Below are 10,773 nucleotides of genomic sequence, written 5' to 3' on the forward strand. Positions count from 1 at the left end.
CGGTTCAGGGAGAATCCGGCGTGGGGACCCAAGCTACTTCTCGGTCGCAAGACCTGGATCCACACGGTCGCCCACGCCGGGCTCTCGGCACCCAAGGTGCCAGATCGGCAAGAGATAAGATCCACGCCATGCGTGGATGCGGCGCCGTGCGCGGGGTTCTACAGAGCGTTAGGCTGGGGCCATGAACTACATCGTGACGACTGCGCATCGCAGCGAATTTCCGCACCCGATCACCCTGCGCCGCGGGCAGGCGCTGGCGGTGGGCGAACGCTATGAAGGCCCGGAGGGCTGGGCGGACTGGTTCCTGTGCGAGGCCGAGGGGCAACAGCCCGGATTCGTGCCAGCACCGGTGATCGGTCGCACTGCGCAGGGTGACGCGTTTGCCACGCAGGATTACTGCGCGCGGGAGCTGGATGTGGATCCCGGCCAGCTGCTGCGTGGGCAGCGCACGCTCAATGGCTGGGCGTGGTGCGTGCCGGAGACGGGCGAGCCGGGATGGGTGCCGTTGGAGAAGGTGCGGGTTGTGGAGTGATTGTGGGGTTCATCCACGCATTGCGTGGATGTAGCCCGCATTGTAGATCCACGCCATGCGTGGATTCGGTGCCATGCAAGCATGGCACCCACCAGAGCCATAGCAGTGCCATGCAAGCATGGCACCCACCCGATCAGGGAATCAGGCGATGGTTTCCAGGCCACCCATGTACGGGCGCAGCGCTTCCGGCACGGTGATGCTGCCGTCGGCATTCTGGTAGTTCTCCATCACCGCGATCATCGCGCGGCCGACGGCCACGCCCGAGCCGTTCAGGGTGTGCGCCAGTTCCGGCTTGCCGGTGGCCGGGTTGCGCCAGCGCGCCTGCATGCGGCGGGCCTGGAAGTCACCACAGTTCGAGCACGAGGAGATCTCGCGGTAGGTCTCCTGCGACGGCAGCCAGACTTCCAGATCGTAGGTCTTGATGGCCGAGAAGCCCATGTCGCCGGTGCACAGCAGCACCTTGCGGTACGGCAGGCCCAGCTTTTCCAGCACCACTTCGGCGCAGCGGGTCATGCGCTGGTGTTCGGCGTCGCTGTCTTCCGGGCGGCTGATCGAGACCAGCTCGACCTTCTCGAACTGGTGCTGGCGGATCATGCCGCGCACATCGCGGCCGCCGCTGCCCGCCTCGGCGCGGAAGCACATCGAGTGGGCGGTCATGCGCAGCGGCAGGCGCTCGGCCTCGACGATCTCGTCGCGCACGATGTTGGTCAGCGGCACTTCCGAGGTCGGGATCAGGTACCGCGTGGAGTCGCCCACGGCGGTCTTGAACAGGTCGTCCTCGAACTTCGGCAGCTGGCTGGTGCCGCGCAGCGAATCGGCGTTGACCAGCAGCGGCACGTTGGTTTCCTCGTAGCCGTGCTCACCGGTGTGCAGGTCGACCATGAACTGGGCCAGCGCACGGTGCAGGCGCGCGATCGGGCCGCGCAGCACAGTGAAGCGCGAGCCGGACAGCTTGGCGGCAGTCTCGCCATCCAGCCAGCCGTTGCGGGCGCCCAGTTCGACGTGGTCGAGCACCTTGAAGTCGAACTGGCGCGGGGTACCCCAACGCGCCTGCTCGACGTTGTCGTTCTCGTCGGCACCGGCCGGCACGTCATCGGCCGGCAGGTTCGGAATGCCCATCGAGATCGCTTCGATCTTCTCGCGCAGCTCGTCCAGCGCCACTTCCGAGGCCTTCAGCTCGTCGGCGAAGGCAGCGACCTCGGCCATGATGGCTGAGACGTCCTCGCCCTTGGCCTTGGCCTGGCCGATGGCCTTGGAACGGCTGTTGCGCAGGCTCTGCAGCTCCTGGGTCCGCACCTGGATGCGCTTGCGATCGGCCTCCAGGGACTCCAGGGCAGACACGTCGAGCTCGAAGCCGCGGCTGGTGCGCAGGCGTTCGGCGAGGTCGGCGGGCTGGTGGCGGAGCAGGGCTGGATCAAGCATGGCAGGTGTCGTGGTGGGTATCAGGGATGGGATTATCGCTTGTTATACGGATTTCTGCCGCCCGGTTCATTCCCGCCGTGGCAGAATCGAGCCATTCCGTACTGGTCCGGTCCATGTCTGCACCCCGCTCGTCGTCCGCCAAGTCGTTCACTGTGCATATCCCGCGCAACGCCCTGAAGATCGCTGGCATCGCCTTCGGCGTGGGCGTACTGCTGTTCGTGCTGGTCTGGCTGACCGGTCGCGACAAGGAGTTCTTCCGCGCCGATCCTGCCGCCCAGACGCCGCAGGAAACCGCCCAGATCGAGCCCCTGCCGGAGCCGTTGGCCGCTGCGGCCGGTTCCAGCGACATGCCCGATGCCAAGCCGGCCCCGGTAGAGGAAGAAGCACCAAAGCTGGTCGAAACGGCCCCACCGCCGCCTGCCCCCATCGCTGAAGCAGCCCCGGCCGCACCGGGCCCTGCGCCGGCGGCCACCGGCAACAGCCAGCCGATGCCGATTGCCGGCCAGTCGCCGCCGCCCGCCTACCCGGCCGCTGCGCTGCGCGCTGGCGAGACCGGCACCGTGGTGGTGCGGGTGGACGTGGACGCCACCGGCTATCCGAACAATGCCACGGTGATCCAGCGCAGCGGCTCACGCGAGCTCGACCGTGCCGCCACCGACGCCGTGCGCCGCTGGCGCTTTACTCCGGCGCAGAGCAACGGCCAGGCCGTCCCCGGCAGCATTGAAGTGCCGTTCGACTTCAAGACGCAGTAACTGAACGCTTCCCGGCAGGCAAACTGAACCCTGCCGGTGGCGTTGACGCAACGCTGACACTTCTCGTCCGTGGCTCGCGCAACACTTCCCACGTCGTCCATTGACGGAAGGAGTTAGCGATGACTGCCACCACCCACGAAGACCTTCATTCGCCGCATCTGCAGGAGGATTCCAGCCTGCAGCACAAACCCACGTCGCCCTGGATGTGGATCGCGCTGATCGTGGCGATGTTTGCTGCCGCCCTGCTCTGGCTGCGTCATTCAAACCAGGAAGACGTGGCTCCGGCACCGGTCGGTGAGCGCATGCTGCCCGCCCCTGAGCAGGCAGCGGTGACGGATGCGGCGGCCCCTGCCGCGCGCCAGGCAGCCCCGGCAACTGCTTCGCGGAAGGCCGCGCCGGTAGTGCGCAATCGTGAGGCCCGCCCGCTGGCCAGCAACCGCATGCCCACCTACCCCGCCGCTGCGCTGCGTAGTGGCGTGCAGGGCAGCGTGATCGCCAGCCTGAGTGTCGATACCCGCGGCAACGTCGCCAATGCCGCGATCGTTTCGCGCAGCGGCGAGCGCAGTCGCGATCTGGACCGCGCAGTGCTGAGCACTGTGCAGAACTGGAAGTTCCAGCCGGCGATGCACGAAGGCCGTGCCATCGCCAGCGTGGTGCGGGTCCCGGTGGATTTCCGTACCGAGCAGCGTTGATCGCGGACGAGGGGTTCGTGATGTTTAGACGGAGGCTTCGGCCTCCGTCCTTTTATGCGGAAAAGCGTGCCAACCAAGGTTGGCACCTACCGGGCGATGTGAACGTGCCGACCAAGGTCGGCAGCTACCGCGGAATGCGATCCGCCGGGCATGGCCCGGCGCTACCCACACCGTGTCCGGTAGCGCCGGGCCACGCCCGGCGGTTGCGATGCCGGTCAGGCCAGGTTGAACCCGGCGCTGCGCGCAAGGCCGTCGAAGTCCGGGAACGACGTGGCGACGTTGGCGATATCGTTGATGCGCACTTCGCCGTCACTGATCTGGCCGGCAATGGCGAACGCCATGGCAATGCGATGGTCGCCGTGGCTTTCGATGGTGCCACTGCCCAGGCGCACGCCACCATGCAGGGTGGCACCGTCTTCGGTTTCGTCCACCTGCATGCCCAGCGCACGCAGGCCGGTGGCCATCGCAGCGAGACGATCGGATTCCTTCACCCGCAGCTCGGCCGCACCGCTCACCACGGTCTGGCCTTCTGCGGCGGCAGCCGCCACGAACAGCGCGGGGAATTCGTCGATCATGTCCGGCACCAGTTCTTCCGGAATGCGTGCACCCTTCAACTGAGCGTAGCGCACCACCAGATCGGCAACCGGCTCACCGCCCTGCTCGGCCGGATTCTCTTCGGTGATGTCCGCGCCCATCAGGCGCAACGCATGCAGCAGGCCGGTGCGACGCGGGTTCAGGCCAACCTGCTTCAGGCGCAGCTCGGAACCGGGAATGATGCTGGCGGCCACCAGGTAGAACGCCGCAGACGAGAAGTCGGCCGGCACCACGATGTCCGTGGCGCGCAGGCGCTGGCCGCCACGCAGGCGCGCCTTGCCCGGCGAGAATTCAATGTCCACTCCGAACGCCGACAGCATGCGTTCGGTGTAGTCACGGGTCGGGTGCGGTTCGGTTACCCGGGTTTCGCCCTGCGCGTACAGGCCGGCCAACAGCACCGCCGACTTGATCTGTGCGCTGGCCACCGGCGAGGCGAAGTCGATGCCGTGCAGCGACTGGCCGCCATGCACGTGCAGCGGCGGCGTGCCGTCGTCCTGGGTGTCGATCTTCGCGCCCATCTGCGACAGCGGGCCGGTGACGCGGCGCATCGGGCGGCCCGACAACGACTCATCGCCGATCAGTGTGCAATCGAAGGCCTGGCCTGCCAGCAGGCCGGCCAGCAGGCGCATGCCGGTACCGGCGTTGCCGCAGTCCAGCGGTGCGCTGGGTGCCTGCAGGCCGTCGATGCCGACGCCATGCACGATGCGCTGCGACGGGCTGGGCGTTTCGATACGCACGCCAAGCTGGCTGAAGATGCGCGCGGTGGCGCGGGTGTCTTCGCCTTCCAGGAAGCCTTCGATATGCGAGGTACCATCGGCGAGCGCGGCGAACATCACCGAGCGGTGCGAGACCGACTTGTCGCCGGGAATGGTCAGGCTGCCCTGCAGCGGCTGGCCCTTGCGGGCAATCCAGTGTTGCGCGTTGCTCATCGTTCGATCATTCCGTAAACACCGGCAGTGCCGGCGATGCATCAGGGAGCGGCGGCCGTTGCCGCCGCAGCAGCAATCAGGGCACGGCCACCGGGTAGGAGCCAAGCACCTTGATCTGCGCCGAGTGCGCTTCCAGTTCGGCCAGGGCAGCCTGCATCGGCGCGTCGTCGATGTGGCCGGCCAGGTCGATGAAGAAGCCGTATTCCCACTTGCCGTGGTGCGACGGGCGCGACTCGATGCGGTTCATGCTGATGCCGTGGCGGGCGAACGGGCTGAGCACGTCGAACAGCGCACCAGGCTTGTCATGGATGAACACCAGCACCGAGGTACGGTCGTGGCCGGAGGTCGGGAAGATGTTGCGGCCCACCACCAGGAAACGGGTGGTGTTGTCGGCATCGTTCTGGATGGGCTTGGTGACCACCTTCTTCAGGCCGTACACATGGCCGGCGCTCTCGCCGCCGATGGCCGCCGCGTCGTCGGCGTTGCGCGCACGGCGCGCACCCTCGGCATTGCTCGACACCGGGATCTTTTCGGCCTTCGGCAGGTTGGCACGCAGCCACGCCGAGGTCTGCATGAACGACTGCGGGTGCGCGTAGATGCGCTCGATGTCCTCGATGCGGCCGCTGCGCGACATCAGGTACTGCTGCACTCGCAGTTCCACTTCGCCACAGATCTTCAGGTTCGAGGTCAGGAACATGTCCAGGGTGATCTGGATGGTGCCCTGCCCTGAATTCTCCACCGGCACCACGCCGAAATCAGCGTTGCCCGCTTCCACTTCCTGGAACACTTCCTCGATGCTGGCCATCGGCAGGCCCAGCGCGGAGCGGCCGAAGTGCTTGAGCACGGCCTGCTGGCTGAAGGTGCCTTCCGGGCCGAGGTAGCCGATCTTCAGCGGCTCCTGCTGGGCCAGGCAGGCCGACATGATCTCGCGGTAGACGTGCACCAGCAGCTCGTCGCTGAGCGGGCCTTCGTTGCGGTCCACCACCATGCGCAGCACCTGCGCTTCGCGTTCGGGGCGGTAGTAGTCCACGGCGGCGGCCAGCTTGCCCTTGGCCTTGCCGACCTGGTGGGCGAAACGCGCGCGCTCGGCGATCAGGTTCTGGATGTCGCGGTCGATCTGGTCGATCTTGGAGCGCACATCGGCCAGCGCCAGCGGCGCCAGGGTGGGCGCCGGGTTCGACGCGGCCTTGGACGTGCTCTTGCCCTTGGCCTTGGTGGAGGCGCTGTCCTTGGCCGGTTCGGCCTTCTTCGGCGCCTTCTTGCTGGATTTGCTGCTTGCCATCGGAATTCCCTGTTGCGGGGCACGCACCCGACGGTGCGCACCGTTCATTGCTCAACCGTGACGCTGCTGGAAATCGGCCATGAAGGCGACCAGCGCCTCGGCCCCGGCCAGCGGCATGGCGTTGTACAGCGAGGCCCGGATACCGCCGACCACCTTGTGGCCCTTCAGCGCCAGCAGGCCGGCGGCCTTGGCCTCGGCCACGAAGCGGGCGTCGAGATCGGCATCGGGCAGGAAGAACGGGATGTTCATCCGCGAACGGGCCGCATGTGCGACCTCATTGCGGTAGAAGCCGCCGGAGCCGTCGATGGCGCCGTACACCAGCGCGGCCTTGGCGGCATTGCGCTTGGCGAACTCGGTCACGCCGCCCTCGGCCAGCATCCACTTGAACACCAGGCCGGCCAGATACCAGTTCCAGGTCGGCGGGGTGTTGAGCATCGAATCGCGGGCGACGTGCGAGCGGTAGTCGAAGATGTCCGCGCGCGGCTGGCCAGTGCGCTCGAGCAGGTCGCGGCGGATGATCATCACCGCGATGCCGACCGGACCGAGGTTCTTCTGCGCACCGGCGTAGATCACGCCGTAGCGGCGCACATCCAGCGGCTCGCTGGCGATGGACGAACTGAAATCGGCGATCAGCGGGACGTTGCCGGTGTCGGGCACATCACGGAACTCGACGCCGTGGATGGTCTCGTTGGCGGTGATGTGCACGTAGGCCGCATCGGGCGAAAGCTGCCAGTCGGCGCGCGGCGGCAGCGTGCGGTAGCCATCGGCCTCGCTGCTGGCGGCGATGTTGACGTCGACGTAGACCCCGGCCTGCTTGACCGCGGTCTTGCCCCAGTGGCCACTGACCACGTAGTCGGCACGCTGGCCGGGGCTGGCGAAATTGAGCGGGATCAGCGCCTGCTGGGTGGTGGCACCACCGGACAGGAACAGCACCGCATAGTCGTCGGGGATGTCGAGCAGGCGCCGCAGGTCGGCCTCGGCCTCTGCAGCCACGGACATGAATTCCGCGCCGCGATGGCTCATTTCCACGATCGAAGCGCCGGACCCGTGCCAGTCCAGCATTTCCGCCTGCGCCTGGCGCAGGACCGATTCCGGCAAGGTTGCAGGGCCGGCACTGAAGTTGAACGCGCGCGTCATGTCACACCTGTGGGGCAAGACCCCTAGTATGCCGCAGTGCACCAGCCTTGCGGCCTTGTGGCGCAAGGGAAATTTGGTTTCATTGGAATCCATCTGCCAACAGCATCGCACTGGCAGCCGCCGACCTTGGTCGGCGTACGCCGTCAGGCGTCATGCCCGCCGGAGGAGCGTGCCGACCAAGGTCGGCACCCACCAGAGCGGACCCGGCGGATGCGGATCAGCGCGCGCCGAACCAGAGCAGCAGGCTGAGCACTGCCGCCAGCAACAAGGCGCTGGCCAGCAGCCACGGCCAGCGCCGGACCCTGCGCGGTGTCACCGGCAGCACCGGCGCCTGTTCCGCGTCCTGGCTGGACTCATCCTCGGCCGGCAGCGGCCGCCGGCGCGGGTCGTGCGGCACTTCCAGCACAAACCGGTGCTGGCCATCGAACACCACCTGGTCGCCGGCCTGCAGCCAGCAGTGGCGCACGGCCACGCCGTTGACCCGGGTGCCATCGGCACTGCCGAGGTCGCGCAGCAGCACACGATCACCGTGCACTTCCACGCGGGCGTGCTGTTCGGCAAAGGCCGGATCGTCGATGGCGATGTCGGCCTCACTGCCGCGACCGACCAGGCGGGCCCGCGACAGGGTGAAGCTGCGGCCATGATGCAGGCCACCCACACCACGCAGCAGGCGCTGCTGCTCGTCGCTGCCGTCATCGTTCTTCGGTGCGGGCGCCTGCAGCAGGCTCTCGACCTCGCCCTGCAGCACCATCTCCACGCCGTCCACATATACCGCATCGCCTGCACGCAGCAGGGCCATGCGGCGCACCGGCCGACCATTCACGTGGATGCCACGGATACCGTTGCCGACCTGCAGCCAGAGGCCGCGATCGTCCATGCAGAACTGGGCCAGCAGCAGGGCGCCGTGGCCGGCGTCGCCGAGCCGCACACTGCCGTTGGCCTGACGCACGATGCGTTGCACCCCGGGCCGCAGCGGCTGGTCGGGCTGTTGTTGTTGACTGAAGTGAACAAGCAGGTTCTGCACGCGGCGCAGCCTAGCAGGTTGGCCGCCAACGAAGAAGAACCTGCGATGAGTGCTTGGCGCGACGGCCCTCGATGCGCACAATGCTCGCCCTCATTGATCATCCCCGCCCTGCGCCAGGAGCCTGCATGTCCACCATCGATGTCCGCCACGCCCACGCCCTGCCCGACGCACAGGCACGCGCCGCGATCGAACAGGTCGCCGCCAAGCTGTCCGAGCGCTTCGGCCTGAAGTCGTCCTGGACCGCCGACGTGCTGAACTTTTCCGGCAGCGGCGTGGATGGTGCGATCGAGCTTCAGCCGGGCGCCGTGCGCGTGACCGCCAAGCTGGGCTTCCTGCTGTCGGCGATGAAAGGCATGGTGGAAGGCGAGATCCAGCGCGTGCTGAAGGAAAAGCTGGGCTGAACCCCGGCGCCGGCCGTCACGGCCGTGCAACGCCAACGCGCGCTACTCTCGGGCCAGGCCCAACTCCCACGGGAAGTGCGATGAACCAGTACGAAAACGATGACCGCCGCAACGACGACGCCTCGTTCGGTGACCAGGCCGAGCGCTTCTCGCGCAAGCTCAGCGACTCTGCCCAGCAGGTCTGGCTGGCTGGCCTGGGGGCCTTGGGCCGCGCACAGGCCGAGGGCAGCCGCTTCTTCGATGGCCTGGTGAAGGAAGGCGAAGCCTGGGAAGCCCGCCGCCGTGAACGCAATGGCGAACAGGGTCCGGGCTGGCGCGACAACGTGGAAACCTCACTGGATGAGGCCCGCGAGAAGGCCTCCGGCACCTGGAACAAGGTCGAAAAGGCCTTCGATGACCAGGTGCAGGGCGTGCTCAAGCGCCTGCACGTGCCCACTGCCGACGAGGTGACCGCGCTGGAAGCCCGTATCGATGCCCTGCACGCGCGGCTGGCCAAGCTGGAAAACCGTGCGGCCTCGGGCGCCGATGCCCCCGCACCGGGCAGCCATCAGTCGCCGGACAGCGTGCCCTGAACATCGATTGTTGCAATGCAATAAATTTTGATTGACAATCGCGAGCAACCCGCCAATCGCTTCGGCTGCCGTTTGTTCCCTCCCCTCACGGCTTCAGGATTGGCGGGTTTTTCGTGCCCGCTGTATCCCGATCTGAGCGTTCCATCACGCTTCCTGTCAGGAACGTCCTGACCCAGCCGGATAGTGCGACCTTTACACTGTCGTCTTCCGCATTCGCCCCTTCCGCGCACCTCCTGCATGCTCCCTTGGATCCTGGCCCTGTTGTCGGCCCTGCTTACCTGTACCCTGGCCGTTGTCTATCTGTGGTGGATCAAGCGGCGGCAGAAGGAGATGCAACTGGGCCTGCAGGCGCTGGCCGGCATGCATTGGCGCGAGTTCTCGGTGCTGGTCAAGCGCATGCTGCGCGAACAGCGCGGCCTGCGTGAACTCAGCGATACCACCGAAGAATCACGCGAGCCCAGCAGCGACTTCCTGCTCAGCGATGGCCCCAACACCTGGCTGGTGTCGTGCAAGCACGGCCTGGCCTATCGCATTGGTACCGCCGCGGTGAACGAACTGGGCGCCGCCGCACGCCTGGCCGGCGCCAAGGGTGGCGTGCTGCTGACCGAAGGCCGGATCGAACGCGATGGCCGCAGCGCTGCCGAGAAGCAGGCGGTGGAAGTCCTTGATGGCCCCCGCCTGTGGCCGTTGCTGCAACCCTACCTGCCGGCGGACATCGAATCGCGCGTGCGCACCCGTGCCCGGCATGAGGCGCTTCGCCGCATTGCTATCGCCGCGCTGGGTTCGGTGACGCTGGGCCTGCTGGTCGGGCTCGGCCTGCAGGGCCTGCATGTGGAGGACACCGCGCCCGTTGCCGCAGCGCCGGTGGAGACTGCCCCGTTGCCAGCGGACGCCCCCGCAGCCGACGCAGCACCCGAAGCGAGCGAGGCTGCATCGCCCATCACTGCGGCGCCCTCGCCGACGGTGGCGGCCACCGATGAGCGCAGCAATCCCAATCCGGACGCGGCCACCCTGGAGCGCTTCAAGGCCGATCTGGCCCGCGCCCTGGCCGGCAAGCCTGGTATCGCCAGCGGTGTCTGGCTGACCCGGCAGACCCTGGCGATCAACCGCACCGGCGAACTGGAAGCGGTGTGGCCACGCGTGTGCGAGGAAGTGCTGCGCTATCCCGCGCTGCGCAACGTGCGCATCCAGCTCAATGCCCGCCCGGGCGTGAATGAGCCGGTACGCTGGCGGCAATGCGCCACGTATTGATCGGGACCAACATCCACGCATGGCGTGGATCTTATCTCTTGCCAATCTGGCACCTTGGGTGCCGAGAGCCCGGCGTGGGCGACCGTGTGGATCCAGGTCTTGCGACCGAGAAGTAGCTTGGGTCCCCACGCCGGATTCTCCCTGAACCGCCCGAACAGTTGGTTGAGTTGGCGCTCGAACTGATA

At 67.2% G+C, this 10,773-nt stretch carries 11 protein-coding genes; 6 read left to right on the plus strand and 5 right to left on the minus strand.

Annotated features, from left to right (window positions below; genetic code table 11):
- Window positions 1–181: 181 nt before the first annotated feature.
- Window positions 182–532, plus strand: a complete 351-nt coding sequence (locus tag AC5P88_RS20505) for an SH3 domain-containing protein (RefSeq protein ID WP_495225892.1) — start codon at window positions 182–184, stop codon at window positions 530–532.
- 141 nt (window positions 533–673) lie between these two features.
- On the opposite strand, the gene serS is transcribed toward AC5P88_RS20505, so the two are convergent.
- Window positions 674–1,954 carry a serine--tRNA ligase gene (gene serS / locus AC5P88_RS20510; RefSeq protein WP_049436699.1) on the minus strand — a complete coding sequence of 427 codons (1,281 nt, stop codon included), beginning with the start codon at window positions 1,952–1,954 and terminating at the stop codon, window positions 674–676.
- 113 nt (window positions 1,955–2,067) lie between these two features.
- Here serS and AC5P88_RS20515 point away from each other — a divergent pair, with 113 nt between their 5' ends.
- Entirely contained in the window at window positions 2,068–2,706 is a 639-nt protein-coding gene (locus AC5P88_RS20515; protein ID WP_010480562.1) for an energy transducer TonB, read from the plus strand.
- Between the two features lie 119 nt (window positions 2,707–2,825).
- Entirely contained in the window at window positions 2,826–3,398 is a 573-nt protein-coding gene (locus AC5P88_RS20520) for an energy transducer TonB (protein ID WP_049449052.1), read from the plus strand.
- Between the two features lie 215 nt (window positions 3,399–3,613).
- Here the strand turns inward: AC5P88_RS20520 and aroA are convergent, their stop codons facing one another.
- The 4 genes from aroA to AC5P88_RS20540 all read right to left on the minus strand — a co-directional run bounded on the left by aroA (window position 3,614) and on the right by AC5P88_RS20540 (window position 8,364).
- The gene (gene aroA, locus AC5P88_RS20525) at window positions 3,614–4,921 is read right to left on the minus strand and encodes a 3-phosphoshikimate 1-carboxyvinyltransferase (RefSeq protein ID WP_164147188.1); all 1,308 of its coding nucleotides are present in this window, start codon (window positions 4,919–4,921) and stop codon (window positions 3,614–3,616) included.
- A gap of 76 nt (window positions 4,922–4,997) precedes the next feature.
- Window positions 4,998–6,203 carry a prephenate dehydratase gene (gene pheA / locus AC5P88_RS20530; RefSeq protein ID WP_057503311.1) on the minus strand — a complete coding sequence of 402 codons (1,206 nt, stop codon included), beginning with the start codon at window positions 6,201–6,203 and terminating at the stop codon, window positions 4,998–5,000.
- 51 nt (window positions 6,204–6,254) lie between these two features.
- Window positions 6,255–7,340: a 3-phosphoserine/phosphohydroxythreonine transaminase gene (serC, locus tag AC5P88_RS20535; RefSeq protein WP_495225893.1), complete on the minus strand. Its 1,086-nt coding sequence runs from the start codon at window positions 7,338–7,340 to the stop codon at window positions 6,255–6,257.
- Between the two features lie 217 nt (window positions 7,341–7,557).
- On the minus strand, window positions 7,558–8,364 hold the full coding sequence (locus AC5P88_RS20540; protein WP_106549060.1) for an FHA domain-containing protein: 807 nt from the start codon (window positions 8,362–8,364) through the stop codon (window positions 7,558–7,560).
- Between the two features lie 125 nt (window positions 8,365–8,489).
- On the opposite strand from AC5P88_RS20540, the gene AC5P88_RS20545 reads away from it, so the two are divergent.
- The 3 genes from AC5P88_RS20545 to AC5P88_RS20555 all read left to right on the plus strand — a co-directional run bounded on the left by AC5P88_RS20545 (window position 8,490) and on the right by AC5P88_RS20555 (window position 10,588).
- Window positions 8,490–8,765 carry a polyhydroxyalkanoic acid system family protein gene (locus tag AC5P88_RS20545; RefSeq protein ID WP_005417302.1) on the plus strand — a complete coding sequence of 92 codons (276 nt, stop codon included), beginning with the start codon at window positions 8,490–8,492 and terminating at the stop codon, window positions 8,763–8,765.
- Between the two features lie 80 nt (window positions 8,766–8,845).
- A complete protein-coding gene (locus AC5P88_RS20550) occupies window positions 8,846–9,337 on the plus strand; it encodes a phasin family protein (protein ID WP_106549059.1) in 492 nt (163 codons plus the stop codon).
- A 237-nt stretch (window positions 9,338–9,574) separates the two neighbouring features.
- Window positions 9,575–10,588, plus strand: a complete 1,014-nt coding sequence (locus AC5P88_RS20555) for a restriction endonuclease (protein WP_495225894.1) — start codon at window positions 9,575–9,577, stop codon at window positions 10,586–10,588.
- The last annotated feature ends 185 nt before the right edge of the window (window positions 10,589–10,773 follow it).

This window comes from Stenotrophomonas sp. YJH_SMC_8 (assembly GCF_059371315.1).

Excerpts from the sequence above, each read along its gene's own strand:
- pheA (WP_057503311.1), bottom strand. The coding sequence starts at position 6,203 with ATGGCAAGCAGCAAATCCAGCAAGAAGGCGCCGAAGAAGGCCGAACCG.
- serC (WP_495225893.1), bottom strand. The coding sequence starts at position 7,340 with ATGACGCGCGCGTTCAACTTCAGTGCCGGCCCTGCAACCTTGCCGGAA.
- AC5P88_RS20515 (WP_010480562.1), top strand. The coding sequence starts at position 2,068 with ATGTCTGCACCCCGCTCGTCGTCCGCCAAGTCGTTCACTGTGCATATC.
- serS (WP_049436699.1), bottom strand. The coding sequence starts at position 1,954 with ATGCTTGATCCAGCCCTGCTCCGCCACCAGCCCGCCGACCTCGCCGAA.
- AC5P88_RS20505 (WP_495225892.1), top strand. The coding sequence starts at position 182 with ATGAACTACATCGTGACGACTGCGCATCGCAGCGAATTTCCGCACCCG.
- AC5P88_RS20550 (WP_106549059.1), top strand. The coding sequence starts at position 8,846 with ATGAACCAGTACGAAAACGATGACCGCCGCAACGACGACGCCTCGTTC.
- AC5P88_RS20555 (WP_495225894.1), top strand. The coding sequence starts at position 9,575 with ATGCTCCCTTGGATCCTGGCCCTGTTGTCGGCCCTGCTTACCTGTACC.
- AC5P88_RS20520 (WP_049449052.1), top strand. The coding sequence starts at position 2,826 with ATGACTGCCACCACCCACGAAGACCTTCATTCGCCGCATCTGCAGGAG.
- AC5P88_RS20545 (WP_005417302.1), top strand. The coding sequence starts at position 8,490 with ATGTCCACCATCGATGTCCGCCACGCCCACGCCCTGCCCGACGCACAG.
- aroA (WP_164147188.1), bottom strand. The coding sequence starts at position 4,921 with ATGAGCAACGCGCAACACTGGATTGCCCGCAAGGGCCAGCCGCTGCAG.